The sequence below is a fragment of the Patescibacteria group bacterium genome (assembly GCA_041664365.1).
GTDB lineage: Bacteria > Patescibacteriota > Patescibacteriia > UM-FILTER-42-10 > UM-FILTER-42-10 > JAHJEX01.
In genome coordinates this window covers 1-20,707 of record JBAYKW010000010.1, presented here as the reverse complement: position 1 = coordinate 20,707, position 20,707 = coordinate 1, and the positions used below count along the sequence as shown (strand labels likewise).

General features: G+C 41.6%; 23 protein-coding genes. 21 read left to right on the top strand and 2 right to left on the bottom strand.

Annotated elements, in window-relative coordinates; translation table 11 throughout:
- Positions 1-11 precede the first annotated feature (11 nt).
- Positions 12-623: a hypothetical protein gene (locus WCW66_05860; GenBank protein ID MFA6392237.1), complete on the top strand. Its 612-nt coding sequence runs from the start codon at positions 12-14 to the stop codon at positions 621-623.
- 115 nt (positions 624-738) lie between these two features.
- Here WCW66_05860 and WCW66_05855 read toward each other — a convergent pair whose 3' ends face one another.
- Together WCW66_05855 and uvrB are read right to left on the bottom strand one after the other, a co-directional pair.
- Positions 739-1,140, bottom strand: coding sequence for an adenylyltransferase/cytidyltransferase family protein (locus WCW66_05855; GenBank protein ID MFA6392236.1), 402 nt, complete (start codon positions 1,138-1,140; stop codon positions 739-741).
- Complete coding sequence (gene uvrB / locus WCW66_05850; GenBank protein MFA6392235.1) at positions 1,137-3,113, bottom strand: excinuclease ABC subunit UvrB; 1,977 nt, start codon at positions 3,111-3,113, stop codon at positions 1,137-1,139. The genes WCW66_05855 and uvrB overlap by 4 nt, the downstream gene beginning before the upstream one ends.
- A gap of 303 nt (positions 3,114-3,416) precedes the next feature.
- Between uvrB and WCW66_05845 the strand changes: the two genes are divergently transcribed.
- The 20 genes from WCW66_05845 (at position 3,417) to WCW66_05750 (ending at position 20,453) form a co-directional block, all read left to right on the top strand.
- Positions 3,417-4,001, top strand: coding sequence for an HD domain-containing protein (locus tag WCW66_05845; GenBank protein ID MFA6392234.1), 585 nt, complete (start codon positions 3,417-3,419; stop codon positions 3,999-4,001).
- Positions 4,002-4,105: 104 nt separating this feature from the next.
- Positions 4,106-5,092, top strand: coding sequence for a pilin (locus WCW66_05840; protein MFA6392233.1), 987 nt, complete (start codon positions 4,106-4,108; stop codon positions 5,090-5,092).
- A gap of 341 nt (positions 5,093-5,433) precedes the next feature.
- Entirely contained in the window at positions 5,434-5,625 is a 192-nt protein-coding gene (locus WCW66_05835; GenBank protein ID MFA6392232.1) for a hypothetical protein, read from the top strand.
- A 129-nt stretch (positions 5,626-5,754) separates the two neighbouring features.
- Complete coding sequence (locus WCW66_05830; protein MFA6392231.1) at positions 5,755-5,979, top strand: hypothetical protein; 225 nt, start codon at positions 5,755-5,757, stop codon at positions 5,977-5,979.
- Between the two features lie 136 nt (positions 5,980-6,115).
- On the top strand, positions 6,116-6,703 hold the full coding sequence (ruvA, locus tag WCW66_05825) for a Holliday junction branch migration protein RuvA (GenBank protein ID MFA6392230.1): 588 nt from the start codon (positions 6,116-6,118) through the stop codon (positions 6,701-6,703).
- A 7-nt stretch (positions 6,704-6,710) separates the two neighbouring features.
- Positions 6,711-7,709: a peptidoglycan bridge formation glycyltransferase FemA/FemB family protein gene (locus WCW66_05820; GenBank protein ID MFA6392229.1), complete on the top strand. Its 999-nt coding sequence runs from the start codon at positions 6,711-6,713 to the stop codon at positions 7,707-7,709.
- Positions 7,710-7,804: 95 nt separating this feature from the next.
- A complete protein-coding gene (locus tag WCW66_05815) occupies positions 7,805-8,518 on the top strand; it encodes a sugar phosphate nucleotidyltransferase (protein MFA6392228.1) in 714 nt (237 codons plus the stop codon).
- Between the two features lie 5 nt (positions 8,519-8,523).
- A complete protein-coding gene (locus WCW66_05810; protein ID MFA6392227.1) occupies positions 8,524-9,525 on the top strand; it encodes a gluconeogenesis factor YvcK family protein in 1,002 nt (333 codons plus the stop codon).
- Positions 9,522-10,151: an HAD family hydrolase gene (locus WCW66_05805; protein ID MFA6392226.1), complete on the top strand. Its 630-nt coding sequence runs from the start codon at positions 9,522-9,524 to the stop codon at positions 10,149-10,151. The genes WCW66_05810 and WCW66_05805 overlap by 4 nt, the downstream gene beginning before the upstream one ends.
- 35 nt (positions 10,152-10,186) lie before the next feature.
- Entirely contained in the window at positions 10,187-10,429 is a 243-nt protein-coding gene (locus tag WCW66_05800) for a hypothetical protein (protein ID MFA6392225.1), read from the top strand.
- A 9-nt stretch (positions 10,430-10,438) separates the two neighbouring features.
- Entirely contained in the window at positions 10,439-11,056 is a 618-nt protein-coding gene (locus tag WCW66_05795; protein MFA6392224.1) for a CDP-alcohol phosphatidyltransferase family protein, read from the top strand.
- A 10-nt stretch (positions 11,057-11,066) separates the two neighbouring features.
- Positions 11,067-11,660 (top strand): hypothetical protein, encoded by a 594-nt coding sequence (locus tag WCW66_05790; protein MFA6392223.1) that lies wholly within the window; start codon positions 11,067-11,069, stop codon positions 11,658-11,660.
- Between the two features lie 3 nt (positions 11,661-11,663).
- On the top strand, positions 11,664-11,987 hold the full coding sequence (locus WCW66_05785) for a hypothetical protein (protein MFA6392222.1): 324 nt from the start codon (positions 11,664-11,666) through the stop codon (positions 11,985-11,987).
- A 67-nt stretch (positions 11,988-12,054) separates the two neighbouring features.
- Positions 12,055-14,655: a S8 family serine peptidase gene (locus WCW66_05780; GenBank protein ID MFA6392221.1), complete on the top strand. Its 2,601-nt coding sequence runs from the start codon at positions 12,055-12,057 to the stop codon at positions 14,653-14,655.
- Positions 14,656-15,018, top strand: coding sequence for a riboflavin kinase (locus WCW66_05775; protein MFA6392220.1), 363 nt, complete (start codon positions 14,656-14,658; stop codon positions 15,016-15,018). It abuts the gene before it with no gap.
- A gap of 50 nt (positions 15,019-15,068) precedes the next feature.
- Positions 15,069-15,485 (top strand): secondary thiamine-phosphate synthase enzyme YjbQ, encoded by a 417-nt coding sequence (locus WCW66_05770; protein ID MFA6392219.1) that lies wholly within the window; start codon positions 15,069-15,071, stop codon positions 15,483-15,485.
- A gap of 132 nt (positions 15,486-15,617) precedes the next feature.
- A complete protein-coding gene (locus tag WCW66_05765) occupies positions 15,618-16,919 on the top strand; it encodes a UDP-N-acetylmuramoyl-L-alanyl-D-glutamate--2,6-diaminopimelate ligase (GenBank protein MFA6392218.1) in 1,302 nt (433 codons plus the stop codon).
- Positions 16,916-17,677, top strand: coding sequence for a hypothetical protein (locus WCW66_05760; GenBank protein MFA6392217.1), 762 nt, complete (start codon positions 16,916-16,918; stop codon positions 17,675-17,677). Before WCW66_05765 ends, WCW66_05760 begins: the two co-directional genes overlap by 4 nt.
- Before the next feature lie 516 nt (positions 17,678-18,193).
- Complete coding sequence (gene heR, locus WCW66_05755) at positions 18,194-18,988, top strand: heliorhodopsin HeR (GenBank protein MFA6392216.1); 795 nt, start codon at positions 18,194-18,196, stop codon at positions 18,986-18,988.
- Positions 18,989-19,016: 28 nt separating this feature from the next.
- On the top strand, positions 19,017-20,453 hold the full coding sequence (locus tag WCW66_05750; protein ID MFA6392215.1) for a PEP-utilizing enzyme: 1,437 nt from the start codon (positions 19,017-19,019) through the stop codon (positions 20,451-20,453).
- Positions 20,454-20,707: the final 254 nt, after the last annotated feature.

The window sequence follows — 20,707 nt, the reverse complement described above, 5'->3', positions numbered from 1 at the left end:
ATTTTAGCCAAATGAAGATAAAAATTAAACAGTTGCATCTGAATCTCCAAATTCCAAAATTTGCTCATCTAAGTAATACAGAAATGGGTGCATATTCTATGGGAGATGTTGTTTTAGAATCTAGTAAAAGGCACAATTCTGTGAATGGACTTGCTGTGGAGCTACCCGAGTGGACCAAGCGGTATCTTCCGCAAGAAATTCTCGGGACGGCGACCGCGATTGTTGGTGCATTCATTGCCCAATTGTTCACCTCGAATCCCATCGTGATCTCCTATGCGGGAACGGCTGGTGAAAATGTCGGTTTCTACGGCCTCGCTGTAATCCGGGAAATTCATCTCCTCAGGCGTTCGGAGAACAGCTCGATTTGGAAAATCGCCTGGCGGACGTTTCGCAATTTAGTTATGGAATTCGGTCCTGCTGAATTCATAGACAGCTCGCTGGTTCGCCCAGGATTTATGCTAGCTGCCCAGTCAGGTACCGGTTCTGTATTGGGAGGAATCATGATCGGAAAATTGGCGGCGGACATCGTGTTCTATGCCATAGCCGTAAATGGTTACGAGCTTCGCAAGAAGTTGTTCGGGCAGATTACCACAAAGTCTTTAGCAGAGGAAAAAAATAATTAATGATTAAAACCGCCAGTAATTCGCAGGGCAAAGAAGGTTAAAAGTATATTCTTTAATCTCTCTCTTTAGAATATATCATAATCTTTAAAATGCTCTGCGAATTACTGGCGGTTTTTTATTTGTTTAATTTGGAACTTTTGAATTTTTCCGGATGAAAAGGTTTAAGCCGGACAATTTTAGTATTTAAATTGAACTCTTTCAGTTTGGTCTCCAGAAGTTCAGTGAAAGCTATCTGATCATATCCCAGACAGATAACGTCTGGTGCGATCTCTCGGATGATTTGGTACTTATCACCTTCATATCCCAGTACCGCCCGGTCAACAGTGGGTTGATTTTGTACCGCTTCCAGCCTTTCATTTTGCGGTTTTTGCGGGATATGGTTTTTAACCTGGCTGATGGTATTGTCTCTGGCAACAACAGCCACTAAATAATCTCCGTGTTTTTTTGCTTGTTCAAAAAAATCAACATGCCCGGGATGGAGAATGTCGAATGCGCCGAACACCATGACTTTCCTCATTTTTTCTGCTCCTTTTTCAGTTCCATTATCTGATCACGTAGCATCGCCGCCTTTTCGAATTCCAGGTTCTTGGCGGCCAGATCCATCTGGTTTTGCATACTATTTATTACATAGGATAATTCTTCCTTCGGTACAATACTGGCATCAAATTTATCTGTCTCCTCTTCCTCAATTTTTCCTCCCGAAAGCCGTTCAGTTTTAATTGCTTTAATGATTGATTGAGGGGTAATCCCGCGTTCCTTATTATATTTAATCTGGTTATCTCTCCGGCGGTTGGTTTCGCTGATCGCTTTCCGCATAGAATCGGTCAGTCTGTCCGCATACATTATAATGTGGCCCTCCTGATGACGGGCAGCCCGGCCCATGGTCTGGACCAGCGCTGTGGCACTTCTTAAAAATCCTTCCTTGTCCGCGTCCAGTATCGCAATCAAAGATACTTCAGGGATATCCAGTCCCTCACGTAATAAATTGATTCCCACTATTACGTCGTATGTGCCCAAACGAAGTTCTCTTAAAATTTCTAATCTTTTGAAAGTATCGATTTCCGAATGCAAATAGTGAACGGCGATCCCCATTTCTTTCAGGTATTCTGACATCTCTTCTGCCATTCTTTTCGTCAGTACGGTAACCAAAACCCGTTGGTGTTTCTTCACCCGTTTTTGTATTTCCGCCAGCAGATCGTCTATCTGATGCTTGGTCGGTTTGATCTCAATAGTTGGATCCAGAAGCCCGGTCGGTCGGACCAGCTGTTCTACAATCTGCTTACTTAGCTTTCGTTCATAATCAGCCGGAGTGGCGGAAACATAAACGACCTGCTTTATTTTTTTATCAAACTCTTCAAAATTGAGCGGACGGTTGTCTTTCGCGGACGGCAGGCGGAAGCCAAAATCAACCAGCGAATTTTTGCGTGAACGGTCACCGCCGTACATCGCGCCGATTTGTGGAACGGTCATGTGCGATTCATCGATGAACATCAGAAAATCATCCGGGAAATAATCCAACAGAGTATAGGGAGGGTCGCCGGCATTCCGGCCGTCAAAATAGCGGGAATAGTTTTCAATCCCACTGCAGAATCCGGTTTCTTTAATCATCTCCAAATCATATTTGGTCCGCTGTTCTATCCTTTGCGCTTCAATCAATTTATTTTCTTGCTGGAATTGTGCCACCTGCTTTTTCATATCCGCCCTGATATTTTTCATGGCCAATTCCTGCTTGGCAAAAGGAACCAGATAATGCGTGGCAGGATAAATGACAATCTCATCTAGATTTCCATGTACCGCACCGGTCAGTGCGTCAATTTCCTTGATCTGGTCAACACTGTCGCCCCAGAACTGAATCTGATAGGCGATCTTTTCCGAAAATATCGGGAAGATATCGACGACATCCCCACGGATGCGGAATGTCCCACGGCCGAGGAATGTATCATTTCTTTTATATTGGATCGTGACCAGATCTTTTAAAAATTGCTTCCGATTAAGATTATTTTTTTTGTTGATAACAATTCCTTCATCCTTATATTCCGTCGGTTCGCCAAGTCCGTAAATACAGGAAACGGAAGCAACAATTATTACATCCCGTCGCGAAATCAGTTCCTGGGTGGAAGCGTGACGCAGGCGGTCAATTTCCTGGTTGATGTCAGTTTCTTTTTCAATATATGTATCAGTGCGGGCGATGTATGCTTCTGGCTGGTAGTAGTCATAATATGATACAAAATACTGAACGGCGTTATGGGGAAAGAAATCCCGGAATTCGGAAGCCAGTTGTGCCGCCAGGGTTTTGTTATGGGAGATAATCAAAGTTGGCCGCTGCACCCTAGCAATGACATTGGCCATGGTAAATGTTTTTCCACTGCCGGTAACGCCGAGCAGGGTCTGATCGCGCATACCTTTGTTCAGTCCCGCCACAATCTTCTCAATCGCCTGCGGTTGATCGCCGGTTGGTTTAAAACTAGACTCCAGCTTAAATTTATTCATCGAAGGTAAATATTAGATTAGTATTTCTTCTGCACAAATCCTGACCGCCTGTGGTGAGTGAAGTCCCGCTGAGCGGGACGAAGTCGAACCATAATGTGATGGTTAGCCGCGAATTAATTCGCGGCGCTCTATGATTATATCAGTAGAATCCTGATGCGAAAAGGGTTGAGCCCGTTAGAAATTTTGTTTCTAAACAGGCTTGACAAAATGATTAATATATTATACCATCCCCTGTTTAGATCTGGGCATTCCGTTCAGTTCTAAACATCCTGGTCGAATGTACCCTGACGAAAGTTGATCATTGTGAACGTTCTATGGACACATGACTTTCTGCGCAAGCTCGTGCAGAATGGGGTGTCGGAGGAGAACCAGCCGCTCCTGTTCGATCCCGCCCACCACAACACCACGTGGCACGAGCACTCGCTCATGCGCCACAACGCGTTGGTTGTGGAGTCTGCTCAACGCATCCTGGCACTGACCGGCGTCGACGTGGTAACCGCGGCCGTCTTCCACGATCTGGGGAAGCTCGGCATGTTCGACAACGCGATCGCCACCGGCGACTACTTTTTCGCCGGCCACGAGCAACTCTCGGTCAAGCTGGCGGAAGAGCAGGGTTTGAGCGGTGACGTACTCCACATCATCCGGTATCACGACATCTCGTACCAGCACAAGCCGGACAACATTCTGTCCAAGCTGTGTGCGGGCGATGTCGGGATGTTGCGTCATCTGCTGGCGATCGCTGCCTGCGACACGGCCGGCAAGGGCTGGACGGATGCGCAGTGTGTCCAGCGGCCACAAGTCGCTGAGAAATTCCGGCAGGTATGCGAAATGGCGTATGTCAATCCGCAGTTCGCCGGAGTGATCCAGCAGGCCTGCCTGGAGTGGTAGCTCAGCTACCAGTGTTCCTTTCTTGAAGCACTCCTCGGAGCGCTTCTTTTTTTATTTGCCCAAATCGGTAAATTGTTTTATTCTTAATAAGTAATATGAAGAATATGAATAAAAAAACAAAGAATATTTTACCCAGATTTTTAACAATATTTGCGTTATTTGTTGTGTTGATAATCCCTCACATCAGTATGGCGGTAGATGAATCTGAAGCAGAGGCAGAGGCATGTGTTGAAAGTAAAATACTTCCTCCTTGCACGTGTGATGGTAATTGTAGACTTGAAGATATGCTTGTTCTGGGAGTAAATATTTTTCAGATGGCAATCAGTTTGCTTGGAGCAGTTTCTGTTGGGTTTATTATCCTTGCCGGTATCATGATGATGACATCGGGTGGAAGTTCACAGAGACTAGAAATGGGTAAAAAGATTCTCTCCGGTTCATTTGTCGGTACAGCTATTGTCATGATGACATGGCTGATTATTAATACAATTTATTTTTTTGCGGCTGGTGGAAATGGAACTGTTTTCGGAAAAAATTGGTTTGATTTAAAAGAATATCCGCCAATAGAAATAATCCCGGCTGTATATATTAGCGATGATCAGGGGAATGAAGTTCTTGTTACACCGGAATGTTCTGATTTAAAAACAGTTGCGGCTGCATACGGAGTGCCATATCCTAGACAGAATTCTCCCGAAGTTGAGAGATTAAAAACGTGTATTCAGACTAATATTACCTGGAGTCTGGTTGATACTGATCAAATTTTTACCTATGATGTTTCACATGATTCATGTAATTATACTCGAGGTAAACCAGTATGTGAAACAAGTGGCAAATGTTCTCATTCTTCCAAAAAGAGACCATCTTGTCACTATGGTGGGACTAGTGGAAGTAATGGTGCAGAGGCAATTGACTATAATGCAAGAGACAATTCACTACATGGGGAAACGATTCTCTATAATCAAATAAAGGCAGCGGTAGATGGTCCGTGTAATTCGCTTGTTGGCTATGATTTATTTGAAATATATAAAAAGGCTGATGGTTCTTATAATCATGCACACACTCATTTGAGTACAACAGCATGTGATGGAAATTAAATAATAAGCTTAAAAAAGTATAAATCAGAGGCTCTCCTCTGATTTTAGTTAATAATTGTGCTTATGCTATTTTTTATTTTCTAATTGTTCTGAGTAGTATTTGATGAATAAATACCAATGTAAGATAATCGCAGTATCCAAACATTATGAAAATTAGTAATTATTAACCTTAGATACTATGTCAGAACCTCTACCCTATTTTTTTATTTAATATTTAGGAATATAATGTAAGTAGTAAATCGCTCATAACAGGTTTTAGAGGGTGGCGTTCGTCATCCAGAAGCGGAGGCGTTGCCATGTCCAAAACCACTGCTCCTATCGAGCTAATTACTTCCGGGTTTGTGCGTTGTACGCAACGCCCGCGCGCTTCTGTTCATCTGGTAGTTGGTAGAGTCTACCATATCGGGGCGCGAGATGAAGTTGTGTGCTCCGAAAGTAAGATGGTTGCTCTGGATCCTGCCGATCCTGATCTGAAAACCATTTCTGTTGCGAAGGATCTCCTTCGCTGGCCCTTCTTTGATGCGGTGACTTAAGTCCCGCTATATGATCATAAGGCGCACTTCTCCCTGGATGTTGCGCTTTTTTTTGGATTGACAAAGGCACTTTATTCAAGTAAATTATAATTGACTCTCGTTGCATTGTTTTCAAAGTGGGAGGGTGCCATGGAAGGCTCATCAACAGGTTCGACCTATCCTGAATGGAGCGATTTGTTCCAAGCAGGCGATGTGTTCGCAGACGAAGTGGCCGCAAGATCGGCGTATGCCCCCAAGATGAGGGGGTTGCCGTGCGGCTGTCACCACACCTTCGTTCCGAGGTCGGAAAAGGACTTCGATCCTGAATTTGATCCGGCAAACGAGCTGGTCGATTCCAGTCCCAAGGCAGACTAGCCCAACACCCGAATTCAATTCAGGAAACAGTCCCAAAAATCGTTCGCCCGAACAAGATACGAGAGTCAGGGTAGCCCCACGGTTACCCATTTTTTTATTGCTTGCGTAACTGCCTTGAGTTTGCCATAATTGGACTATGATTACGTATTTAAAGGGGACTATCAAGTATAAGAATAAAGGATATATTGTTCTGGATGTTCACGATGTCGGATATCAGGTTTTTGTATTGCCTCTTTTGCTTGAAAAATCAATTGTTGATTCGGGGATTGAACTCTATACATATCAGAATGTTACAGAAAATAAAGTTGAGTTGTATGGTTTCAGGAATATCTCAGAATTGGAATTTTTTGTACAGTTGATCCAGATTTCCGGGATCGGACCGAAATCAGCCATTGGTGTCATGAACCAGGCAAGTATCGAAGATATCAAACGAGCGATTATTCATGGCGACTCATCAATGCTGACAAGTGTTTCCGGTATCGGGAAAAAGACGGCTGAGCGGATTATCTTGGAGTTGAAAAATAAAATTGATATTTCGGACAAAGAGAATAAGGAATTTTTGCAGGAATCCGGTTTTCAAGAAGATGCGGATGCGATTGATGGTCTGGTCAGTTTGGGGTATTCGCTCAGAGAGGCAAGAGAGGCAATTAAGCATATTCCAAAAGAGGCAAAAACGGTGGAAGAAAAAGTTAAAGCATCACTCAAAGTTTTAGGCAGAAAGTAGAATATTTATGGAAATAAAAAAAATTGAGAATTTTGCGGCTGCGCATGAATTCGTTTCTAACCACGCACTGGCCAGCGGGGCTTTTTTACAGACACAATTTTGGGGAGAGTTCCAGAAGGAATGCGGTTTGTCTTATTGGTATCTCGGCGCGTTTGATGGTGAAGATTTGAGAGGAGTCGCTTTGGTATTAAAAATTTCTCTTCCTCTCGGGAAAAGCTATTTATACTGTCCGAAGGGACCAGTTGTCGATCCGGGCAGTGGTGCATTGGGTGTACTACTTTCAGAGATAGGTCATATAGCAAAGAACGAAGGTTCGCTGTTTCTGCGTTTTGAACCAGCCTTCCCGGAAGAATTTTCACAAAAAATCCAATCTCAGTTGAAAGCCAGAATAGTTAAAGAGGTTCAGCCAAAATCAAACTGGGTTTTGGATGTTACGAAATCTGGTGATGAATTGTTGTCGGCGATGAAACAGAAAACACGCTATAATATCCATCTGGCGGAGAAAAAGAAATTAGCCATCAGAAAATCATGTGATGCTAAGGATATAGAATTGTTTTTTGCCCTGGCTGATGAGACGGCAAAAAGAAACGGAATTAATACGCATAGTAAAAATTACTATACTAAAATGATGGAGTCACTGTCTGCGCACGGCTTGGTCAAACTGTATCTTGCTGAATATGACGGTAAAACTATCGCTGCCAATTTCATGCTTTATTTCGGCGGTGTAGCCACATATCTACATGGTGGGTCTAATTCCGAATTCCGTAATCTGATGGCGCCATATTTATTGCAATGGCAGGCGATTCAGGATGCAAAAAATGAAGGTAGCAAAATTTATGACTTCGGTGGTGTCTCACCGGAAAATGATGATGTCCATAAATGGTCCGGTATTTCCCGTTTTAAAAGAGGTTTTGGCGGAAGGCAAATCAACAGTGTCGGGACGTATGATACTGTTTACAGTCCATTTTGGTACCGGTTATATACGACAGTAAGAAAATTCAGGTAATATTTACATGTCTTGCACGAAAACAGAATATCACTTAATATAGAGTACGTTAGCCTGATAAGGGTGATTTTTTTAAGACTTATATTTACTATAAAATGATCAAAAAAGTGGTAATAGCTGCGGCAGGTCGTGGTACCAGAATGCAGGGTTTAAGCAAGGATAAGCCGAAACATTTGATTGAGGTCAACGGCAAACCGTTTTTATATTATCTATTGGAGAATCTTAAAGCCGCAGGGCTTACGGAAATTATTATTGTGGTTGGATATAAAAAAGAAGTGCTGGAAAAATTTGCCAACAAATATGATCCAACTATGACAATCATCAATCAATTTGAAAAATTGGGTGATGAATATGGCACTGCGTGTCCGATTAAATGTGTTGAGGACCTGATTGGGAACGAGCAGTTTATTTCTGTATGTGGCGATGATCTGTATTCAGTTCCGGATTTGAAAAATATGATGGTGAACGACAATTTCCATTACGTTGCCGGAAAAGTTTCTGAAACACCGGAAACAAAAGGTGTTTTGATCACGAACGACGGATATTTGGAAAAGATTATTGAGAAACCAAAAGAATTTGTCGGTGACCTGGTTAATACCGGGATGTATAAGTTTACCCCGGAAATTTTTGAAATAGTTAAAGGGGTCCGGCTGTCATCACGGGGAGAATATGAACTGACGGACAGCATTTCCTATCTGGCAAAACAGAAGAAAGTAAAAGTGAAAAAAATAAAAGAATATTGGCTTGAATTTACCCGTCCGGAAGACGTTATCGCGGTCAGTGATTTTCTCAAAAATAAGCAGAAATAATTTAAATGCCGAAGAAAAAGAATGTTGTCACAATCGGCGGAGGGACGGGGACCTCTGTAGTTTTGTCTGGCTTAAGGAAATATCCGGTTAAACTGTCTGCGATTGTAACCATGATGGACAGCGGTGGTTCAACCGGCCAGTTAGTTCGTGATTTCAATGTCCATCCGATGGGGGATGTTCGTCAGGCATTACTTGCATTGTCCCGCGCGGAAAAAGAGCGCAGGGATTTTTTTGAATTCCGCTTTGATCAGGCTAACCTGCTTGGCCATAATGCCGGAAATTTGTTTTTAGCCGGATACGAAAAACAGTTAGGTAGTTTTGAGCAGGCAATAAAGAAGGCATACGAATATCTGGAAGTAGAAGGCGAGGTAATTCCGGTGACATTAACCAGAACCGAATTAGTAGCGCAGCTTGCCGGGGGCAGAAAAATATTCCAGGAACATTCATTTGACGATTTGGTTAAGAAAAAAAATACATTTCAAAAATTACTATTAAGCAAAAGGGCTTCAGCGAACCCGCGCGCAATCAGCGCTATTAAAAAGGCAGATGCAATTATCATTTGTCCGGGTAATCCGCTGCGGAGCGTATTACCGAACTTTTTGGTAGGTGGGATCCGGCAGGCATTTAAAAATTCAAAGGCACCGGTAATATTTTGTGCAAACCTATTAAATAAAAAAGGTCAGACCGATTCAATGGATTTAGCTGAAGTAGTAGATTTTTTTGAAAAATACATTGGCAAGGGCGTGATTGATTATGTAATATACAATTCTGAGAAAATCAGCGGAAAGATGCTGAAAAAAAGTAAACTTGATGATGAAGTTATAATGCCAATCAACGAGAAAAAATTAAACAGCGCTGATTATCAGGCCGTCTCCGCATTATTACTTGCCACGGAAGTCTATCAACAGAAAAAATCTGATGTTTTGTTGAAACGGACCGGGATTAGACACGATCCAAAAAAGCTTGCTACAATAATTATGCAGATTATCCAAAAAGCATCCAAATGAAAATAGTATTAGATTTCGACCATACACTCTTTGATACCGAGATGTTTAAGCAGGCTCTGCAGGACCGGCTGTCTTTGTTTGGTGTCACAACGAACCAGTTCAATTCAAATTATCGGATAATAAAAGAACAACTGGGATATTATAATTACAAGGAACATCTGAAACTGCTGGCGAAAGACGTAAAGATCGACGAGAATGATCTGTTATTGAACTTTAATGAGGTTGTCAGTTCAGCCAACGAATTTCTATATCCGGATGCGCTTAATTTTTTAAAAAAATTAAAATCAATACCAGACGCAGAACTTTATTTACTGACTTTTGGTCAGGATGAATTTCAACAGGCAAAAGTTGAGGCAAGCGGGATTAAACCGTATTTTGCCGAAGTTGCCGATACAATAGAATCTAAACTGGTTTTTTTTGATCAAAATGAGAATCTCCAAAGCGCAATATTTTTGGATAATCGCGGTAAGACAATCGACGAGATTAAAACAAAGTACCCAAAAATTATTACTATATGGATCAAACGGACAAATACTCCTTACGATGATGAGGGTTGTGAACGGACGGATTTCCAGGTGGATTCTCTCAGTGAGGCTTTGAAATATATTTCCGATACAAAAAAATAGTTTTAGCTGCTTACTTTATCCTTAACTTCAAATATATGAGTGAAATAAATCAGGACGTCCATGGTCATCACGTACTTGGCGAAAGCGATGCTAAGGACGGGATCAATCACTTGGACCATAAACTGGATAGAGCTGAGGCGGAGGTTTTTTTTGCTCAGGCAAAAATGCACGGATCGGTTGAGTTTGAAGATGGGCACGGTAAGAACTATACTTTAACTAGGAATTCGGATGCGACATATACTGTCGAAAAGAGAAAAGATGGCGGAGGTTGGTTCTAACAAAAAAATATGATCAAAGAATTTTTAAATCCGGATCGGTTTACTTTAGGGTTGGGTCGTTTAGCGGCAAAAATAACTCCCCGGCCAAACGTTTGGACGGTAATTTCCTTTGTCCCCGCGGTTATCGGGTTTGTTTTGGTCGCTTGGGGAAATATTATCTGGGGGATCATCATGTTTTTTCTGGCAGGGGCGATGGATTCGATTGATGGTGCGGTAGCTCGTTCACAGAACCGCACAACCCACCTGGGCGCATTTTTAGACGGGACCGTTGACCGTTTTATTGATTTTTTATTAATCTTCAGCTTTTTATTTTTAGAGTTGCCGGATTTTTTTATGCCAATTTCCTGGTGGATTGTGATTGCTGTTTATTTTGCCCTGATGCCGACTTTTATCGTGGCTTACGCCAATCATCGCCTGGCAGTTCCAGATCCGACGGAAAAAGTTATCTGGCGCATATTGCACCGAACGGAAATGTACCCATTGTTTGTGATTGCATTGATTATGGCTGTGTTTAGTTTGGATTGGTCAATGTATATTATTGTATTTACTACGATATTTTCTATTATTACAACTTTTCAAACAATCTATCTGACGGTCACAAAATCAAAAAATTATCCCCAACAATAGATCAGAAAAAATGAAAAAGATCAAAATGATCAGAATTGATGAAACTCCGCGAAAGTTTCCCCAACATTCCCTGAAGATTCTCATGGATCCGTCTTCAGAAACGCGCTCGATAGGCAGAGGCAACCAGTTTTCCAAACCGCCGTTTTCGACTTCACCCTTTCCTTTTAATAAGGATCAAAGCAGTAAAGGGCAATCATTTTTAGGATCTAATCAACATATGCATGGAGGAGAACACCCGGAAGGTATCGAAATGCCACCGCATATTATTAATCAATTAATCAGGACTAATGATTTAATTGTGGCTTTCAGCGCGGAACTGGAACAGAGGAAAGTGGCTCGAAATTATATTCAAGAGTTCCAGCATGACAGTTTTAAAATTGGACTGAAGGTTACGGAGGGCATATTCTTGCAGACTATTCAGCCCCATTTGGCCAGTAGGCAGTTTGATTTAGTGTCGATCCATATAGAAAACACCGTAATCACATTAGAGAATTTTGAATCTGAAAGAATCGGATCATCATTTAAAATATCCGCTTTAAAACAAGCCTGCATTGAACTGATCCCTTTGATCAGAGAACTAAAAGAGTATTTTGGGTTGGAATAATTTATGAACCAGAATGTAAAACTGGTGGTATATGTGCCCGTGAGTTATGCTGACCGTGTCCGTGATGCTCTGGCTAAATCCGGAGCCGGCCATGTGGGTAATTACGATTTTTGCAGTTTTTCCAGCAAAGGGATTGGTCGTTTTAGACCCATCAAAGGATCCGATCCGGCAATTGGCAAAATTGGTAAATTGGAAGAAGTTGAAGAAGAGCGGATTGAAGTGCTTTGCCCCCGGGAAAAAGTAAATGCGGTGATAAAGGCAATGATTGAAGCACACCCGTATGAAAAAGTTGCCTATGATGTTTATCCTGTTGAAAATCTGACCTAGCAGCTTAAAATAACTGCTGAAATACGTTATACTAGAGAATAGCAAATTATTCTCTATTTTTGTTGGCATGATTAAATTGTTTACCTATAAATCGCCGATTATTGCCCTGGTATGCATGGGTATATTTTTGTTCATGCAGAATATTACATTTGCGGAAAATGTAGAAGAAAAAAATGTTAATGGTGAATTTGAAAAAGGAACTCTGCTGGTAAAATTTAATCCAGCTGTCAAAGAAGCAATCAACCTTGAAGCGCAAAAAGTTAATCTGCCGAGCGTTAACCATCTCAATGCGAAATACGAGCTGAATTCTATAGAACCGCTGTTTCCAGAAGGGGCAGAAAACCAAGTTTATAAATTGTCTTTTAATTCTGAAAATGATCTACAGATACTGCTGAATGATTTTCAAAATAATGTTTTAGTTGAATTTGCGGAACCGAACTATTCAGTGCAGGCACAAACATTTGCGCCGAATGATCCTTACTTCGCCAATCAATGGAATTTTGAAAAAATTAATGTTCCAGATGCATGGAATTATGATATTACATTGCCGGAGTATGGAGGTGACCCGTCAGTTATTGTGGCTGTACTGGATACCGGTGTAGCTTATGAAAACAATGATACATATATCCAGGCATCGGATTTAGCGGATACAAATTTTGTCAGCGGGTATGATTTTGTTAATAGCGACACGCATCCTAACGATGACAACGGACATGGCACTCACATAACCGGCACTATTGCGCAAAACACCAACAACAGTTTAGGGACCGCCGGTATTGCTTTTAACAGTTCGATTATGCCTGTTAAAGTTCTGAACTCTGAGGGAAACGGCGATATGGCGACAATTGCGCAAGGCATAAATTTTGCTGTTACAAACGGGGCGGATGTTATTAATTTGAGTTTGGGGGGAACAGTTGACTCAGCTGTTTTAAGAGAGGCTATCCAAGATGCTTTTGCTGCCAATGTGGTTATTGTGGCAGCCACCGGGAACAGTAGCACTCCTACCTTATTATATCCTGCAGGTTATGATGAAGTAATCGCGGTCGGTGCAACAGGAGTAAATGATGAAATTGCCAGTTATTCGAATTATGGCACGGGGATTGATCTGGTGGCACCGGGGAATTTGATTTATCAGCAGACATGCAGAGTCATTGGTGAAGGTCTGGGTGATTGTTCATCAGTGCAATATGCATATTTTAATGGGACATCCATGGCTACCCCACACGTATCTGCATCAGTGGCACTTCTTTTAGCATATGGTGTTGATCCTGTAAATATTCAAGTGGCATTACAGGACAATGCTGAAGATTTAGGCAGTATCGGATATGACACCACGTTTGGATATGGCAGGCTTGATATTGGCACCGCCTTCAGTTATGTGGCTGGAGATTCCATGCCGCCCGCTAACCCGGAGATTATGGGATTTGATACTTCAGAAAAATTACATTCGTTAACAAGCGGTGATCGCTATGATTATCTGACTCCGTATTTTGAATGGGAAAGGGCGGTTGATGATATTAACGGGATTGCCGGTTATTATGTTTATTTTGGTACGGATAGAAATGCGGATCCCGTATTAGAAGGAGAGTTTATAGATGATAATTTTTATACCGCAGACAATCTCTCGGGCGAGGATGATATAACATATTACTTAAATCTAAAGACAGAAGACACCAACGGTAATATTGCTTCAAGTGCAAAACAGTTTGTCTATATCATTGATACTGAACCGGATTATATCGTCATTGGTCCGAGTCCCGGCGGTGGACCGCAAGTCCGTGTTTTTGAACAGGATGGAACGCTAGTTTCACAATTCTTCGCATATGGAGAAAGTTTCCGTGGGGGTGTGAATGTAGCGGTTGGTGATCTGGACGGGGACGGAATTGATGAGATCGTGACAGGTGCCGGAATCGGCGGCGGTCCTCAAGTACGGGTGTTTGATTACCGTGGAGTACCAAAATTCACCAACGGATTTTTTGCCTACGCGGATCACGTCCGCAACGGTGTGTATGTGGCTGTCGGCGATTTGAATGGTGACGGCAGAGGAGAAATAGTTACTGGTACTGGCACGGGCTCCGGCCCGCATGTGCGTACTTTTGACCGTTTTGGTAAATCAGTTTTTTCACCCGGATTCTTTGCCTACGCGGATCACGTCCGCAATGGAGTTTATGTAGCATGCGGAGATCTGGACGGCAACGGAAGGGATGAAATTATTACCGGCACTGGCAAAGGTTCCGGTCCGCACGTCCGAACCTTCAACTATATCGGCAATGCAGTTTTTACCCCGGGTTTCTTTCCCTATAATTCTGCATTTCGCGGTGGCGTCAGAGTGGGAGTTGGTGACCTGGACGGCAACGGGCGTGAAGAAATTTTGACCGTTCCTGGAATCGGCGGTGGTCCGCAGGTCAGGGTATTTGACCGTTATGGCAGAGCTAGTGTGACAAATGGATTTTTTGCTTTTGAAAAAAGTTTCAGCGGGGGGTCTTTTGTCGCCGGAGGCGATACTAACCAGGACGGGTTGGATGAAATAATAGTAAGCGTCGGTTCGGGGAGCGCACCATTAATCAGAGTTTTCAATCAAACCGGTGCGACGATTGAAAGCCAGTTCTATGGCTTACCACAGTCTTTTACGAACGGCATTATTATTTCTGCCGGGAGGGTGAAGTAAATGAAACTGAATGTCAGGGGAAAAGTGATTCACGGTGACGGCTTCGGCGCCCCCTTAGGATATCCTACGGCCAATTTGCGTATGCCGAAAAAAACAATCCCCAGCGGTGTTTATGCGGGATACGTAAAGTTTAAAGGGATTAAATATAGAGGACTGGTTGTTATTGGGATGCCTTCGCAAGTTGAAAAAAAACCTAAACTGGAAGTCTATATTCTGGATTTCAGCAAGATGATTTATAATCATTGGCTTTCAGTGCAAATAGTCAAAAAGATCAGGCCGTTAAAAAAATTCAACCGGCGCAATTTATTGTTGAAGACAATTAAAAATGACTGTCAGCAGGCAAGGTTGATACTGGATTTGTAATTTGTTTGCAAAGCTTGTTATTTTACCTAAGTTTAAGTAGTCTTAAAGGTATGAAATGGAAAACGCAGATAATCCGTCTGGAAACCCAGAAACAATTTGAATTGCTGGATTTAACATCCGAAATTGAGAACGAAGTTTATGATTCTGAGATTAAACAGGGAATTTGTATCATTACATCTACGCATGCCACATCGTCGCTGATCATTAATGAAAACGAGTCGGGGCTGAAGGAGGATATTTTAAATAGAATTTTGGCACTGGCACCGGATGGGGAAAATTATCAGCACAACCGTATTGATAACAACGCGCGTGCCCATGTGATTGCCAGTATCTTGGGTACTAGCCTAACATTAACAATTGAAGAAGGAAGGCTAGTCCGTGGTAAATGGCAAAACATCTTTTTTGTGGAACTGGACGGTCCGCGTGCAAATAGGGAGGTCATGATTAAGATATTTGGGGAGAAATAGTTGGTTTTTGTAAATCGTAATTAGTAATATGTAATTCGTAACTAGTAACTCGTAATCAGTAATATGTAATTTGTAAATAGTAATAGTATTAGTTACTTGTTACTAATTACCGATTACCCGTTACCAAACAAAATGAAATCATTTATAAGAAAACTTATTCCAAAATTCGCAATTCAGTATTACCACCGGACATTATCCTTATTGGGAGCTTTGTATTATGGTAACCCATCTCGAAAACTGATTGTAATTGGCATTACCGGAACCAACGGTAAAACAACCACCGTTAATTTTATTTCCCAGTATCTGGAATCCCAGGGTCAGAAAACCGGCCTGGCTTCCACGGTGAATTTTAAGGTTGATAAAAAAGAGTGGCTCAATGACAAGAAAATGACCATGCTCGGCCGTTTTCAAACGCAAAAACTTCTGCGTGATATGGTGCGGGCGGGCTGCGCGTACGCGGTGATCGAAACTTCCTCGCAAGGCGTGGAACAATTCCGCCACGTTAATATCAACTACGACCTACTAGTCTTTACTAATCTCACGCCGGAACATATTGAGGCACACGGCGGTTTTGAAAATTACAGAGATGCCAAAGAAAAACTGTTCGACCATCTGGCAAAGTGCAAGAAGAAAAACATAGATGGAAAACTGATTGATAAGATTATTGTCAGCAATGCAGATGATATGGAGACAGAAAGACTCAGGAGCTTTACTGCTGATAAATTTGTTACCTACGCTCTGGATCACACAGCTGACTATCAGGCGGATGGCCTGGATCTAAGCAGTGGAGCTTCTTTCGCATTGAATGGTGAGCGTATCAGCAGTACATTTATTGCCAAATTCAATGCGTATAATATTTTGGCAAGTATTACCTCGGTAGTCCAACTAGGATTTCCACTATCCGCGCTGGCAAAAGTAAATTTGCAGGGAGTACCGGGTCGGCAGGAGTGGATTACGTCAGAGAGTGGGAGTCAGAAGTTCAAAGTGATGGTGGACTATGCACCGGAGCCGACCAGTCTCGGTTTGTTATATGAAGCGCTAAGTGATATTTCCAGAAACAGTCTGATTCATGTTTTAGGTTCCTGCGGTGGCGGACGGGACAAAGCCCGCCAACCGGTCTTGGGGCAGATGTCCGGTAAAACTGCAGATGTTGTAATAGTCACCAACGAAGATCCTTATGATGATGATCCGATGGAGATAATCAATAATGTCGCCAAAGGTGCAGAAAGTGCCGGTAAAGTATTGAATCAAAATTTATTTACTATCGAAGACCGAAAACAGGCAATCGCCAAGGCTCTGAGTTTAGCCAGTCAGGATGATTTAGTATTAATTACGGGCAAGGGCGCGGAACAGCAGATGGCGGTAGCAAACGGCAGAAAGATTTCCTGGGATGATAGGAAAATTGTGCGTGAATTATTAAGAAAGAATGTATGAACTTTAAGCCTGACAGTCCTAAAAAACAAAACAGTTTCTTTGAAGTCGATGATGTCCGTGTTTATGGAGAACATTCTGGATCATTAAGAGTAGAGGAATTAAAACAATTGGAAATAAAAATAGAGAATATCATGCATATCGTCCGCCATTTTACCGGGCTGAGTGTTGAATCCCGAAGTAAGTTAGTTGGTCAGGAGCTGCAGAACGGAGAACAACGGCAAATTATTGATGATACGTTTGTAAATGCCCAACTGGAATCAACAGGATCAAAGTTTAATGATAAATTGCAGGATCCTGATCAAATAATTCAATTATGTAAAGATCTTATTATTCATTCAGTTCAATCCGGGAAAGACGTAGCATGGGTAAAGGAGACGGGAGGAGATTTTTCCGCGAAACTCCAGGTGGATGTTTCAGCAGAAATGAAAAAACAAATTGGACTTTCTGTCGATGACAAATTAGGAACCGCATCTGTGATCCCGATCACTCCGGAAATTGAAGAAAAGGTTTCCAAACAACAGAGAGGTAAGGGTGAGGCAAAAGATCTTGTGCAAATCAATGTAATTGAAAATATTCCTACTCCTCAAACAGATACTTTGATTATAGAAATTAAAAAACGTGAGGAAAATTCCGCGCCTTACTTATATACCGCATATACAGGGACGCTTGCACCTAGTCTTCCTCGCCCGGAAACGCAATCCGCAGAAGAATTAGAATACAACCAAACATGGTGGAATCGGCACGCATTTATTAAGTAATCGGATTTAAGACCAATAAAAAAACTCCGCTGGTTTTAGTAGCGGAGTGTCTTCAGAAAAGAGCGGTTTGCAGCCGTTTTTCATTTTGCTCGGATCTTGTCCTGGAGGATCAGCCCCTGCAGAAAAAGCTCGAGCGCTTCACCGCCCAGACGGTCCTGGATGGGGATTTCCACTAGGGTGTCGGAAGCGTTTTGGCAGGGGGCAGCCGACTTGTACTTGGGTTTTACTTGGCGAGACATCGGTTTCTCCTCCTGGGTTGAAAGGGCAAAGAAAAAAACCTCTGTTGTAGAGGTTCCGGTTGCATTATCGATTAAACGATATTCTATGTGTTAATGCAGAAAGAGACTCCACAACATTCGGTTGGGTGTTTCTTTGAGCGTTTAACTAGTAGCGTTATCGAATAGTTCATCTTGCGGTAATTTTAAATAAATATATTATATTAGTCAAACTACACTGGCAGTATTATTATTCCTTAATTTTGCTATAATTAATTTATAATGATTAAATAACATAAAAATGGAACAGACTGTTCAAGATTCTCAAATCGATGACAAGCGTTTCAAAGGGTTAAGGAAATTCAACCTGATCATGGGATTTTTTCATCTGGCGCAGGGTATCGCCATGGTCATCTTGAGCAGTGATTTTGCATTACCAATAACTTCAGTATTTGTAGAGTTTAATACACAAACTATGAAGCTAGAGCCGGTTTTGAAGGAAGTATTTCAATTGACAATTGGTCCTTTGATTGCCGGTTTTCTTTTCTTGTCAGCAATTGCCCATTTTATGATATCAATGCCGAGTATTAACCGCTGGTATGTAAAAAATCTCAAAAAAGGCGCAAACTACGCTCGATGGATTGAATATTCTTTCAGTTCATCGCTAATGATCGTAGTAATTGCGATGATAACGGGAATGTACGACGGAGTCAGTCTGATGCTGATGTTCTTTCTCAACGCCATGATGATCCTGTTCGGTTGGGTAATGGAGTTACATAATCAGAGAACGGAAAAAACCAACTGGACTTCTTTCTGGTTCGGTTCGCTGGCCGGAGCTATTCCCTGGGTCGCGATTGCCATATACTTATTCAATGCCGGATCAGAAACCCAAGGACCGCCGACATTTGTGTACTGGATTTTTGTCTCACTATTCCTATTTTTCAATGTCTTTGCCATCAACATGGTTCTGCAATACAAAAAAGTCGGCAAGTGGAAAGATTATCTGTATGGAGAAAGGGCTTATATTATTTTAAGCCTGGTGGCCAAGTCGCTTTTAGCCTGGCAGGTCTGGGCTGGAACGCTCCGACCGGTATAGAAAATTAAAATATCGATAATATTCTTCAATGTGGAATAAGTATATTACGAGAAGGCTGGGCGTGCAGGTTGCTCAGCAGTGGAACTATGGTTTCGGAAAAGCGATGAAAGAGACGTTGGGTCTTTCCATCACCGATACCTTAGTTTATCGTGACGGAAAAAAGACGGAGTATTATGTGAATAAAAAGCAACAGGAGATATACATCCAAGGTCTTTATCTGTTACTTGCGGATAAGAATTTTATCAGGGGTTTTCACAAAAAAGCTCAAAACAGATTGGAAAGAATCTTAATAACTACGAAAAAGGAATTAAATCAGGATCTTTCACTTCTCAATAATCATGAATTGCTGAATTTGTACCAGAAATTTATTCTGCCGAATACCGAGGAATTTTATATCTATATGTGGACAGTTTTCAATATTGGTGAGCCTTTATCCAACGTTGTATTAAATCATTTGAAGAAAAAAAATTCATATCAGACAAAAATTACTGAATATCTTTTAAGTTTTTCTTCTCCCCTCAAACCAAACGATGTAATTAATGAACGTATAGATCTTTTAAAATTAGCGATATTGAGAAAAAAGCTGAAAAGTGCAGATTTTAACCGCCGGCTGAATAATCATGTTCTCAAATACCGGCATATTCCTATGTTTGATTTTGATCACACGCCGTATCATGAAAAACAGTTTACGGAGGAGCTTCTACAAATAAAAAATCCGGAGAAGGAATTAAAAGAAATAAAAAAACATTTCTCGATGCGCGGTCGAGAATTCAAAACGAGACTATTACGGCTGAAGCCGGATGCAAAGCTACGTCAATTACTGGTGTTCATGAAGGAAAACGTCTTTTTGCGTGATTATCGGGATATGATCAGGCAGAAGCTGAACATTGAATTAAGAAAATTTTACCTGGAGATCGGTTCTCGACTTGGATTAACAATCAAACAGACAGCCACATTAACAAATTCTGAAATTGTTGAATACATTAAGTCAGAAAAAAAATTTCCGAAACGGGAAATCCTGGCACGGGAAAAGTTTTATCTGTTGATCCAGAAAAAGGATACGGTGGAAATTTTTTCCGGCAATAAAGCGAGGAGCAAAGCAAAAACAGAGCTGAATGTAATATCACACAGCAGGTTGAAGGAATTAAACGGGGTGGTCGGTTCGATAGGCAGGGCGAAAGGAAAAGTGCAGATAGTTTATACGAATCGAGATTTAGCAAAAGTAAAGAAGGGGGATGTTTTGGTAACCGCGATGACCAGACAAGATTTCGTCCCGGCGATTAGAAAAGCCGTTGCATTGATTACGGATGAGGGAAGTATTACCTGCCACGCGGCAATTATTGCCAGAGAGCTCGAAATACCATGTATTGTCGCTACAAAACATGCAACCCGGGTGCTTAAAGACGGGGATAGAGTGATAGTCGATGCCAGCTCGGAGAAAGGCATTATTAAAATCTGTGGATAACCTGTGAGTTGTGGTTTTAGGGCAGAAAAAAAACATAAAAAACTTAATAAAAACTGAAAAACCATCATCTTTCAGATTACAAAAAAGGCTAATATTAGCAAATATTAAATAATTGGATCATTTTTTAGACAAAATACTTGACAGAACTGAAAAATAGCTGTTAGTATCTATTTATCAACAATCTAATAAAAACACGACTGGAATAGTCTTAACGATTCTTCCTCGCAAACAAATAATGAGGAAGTTGTTTTAAT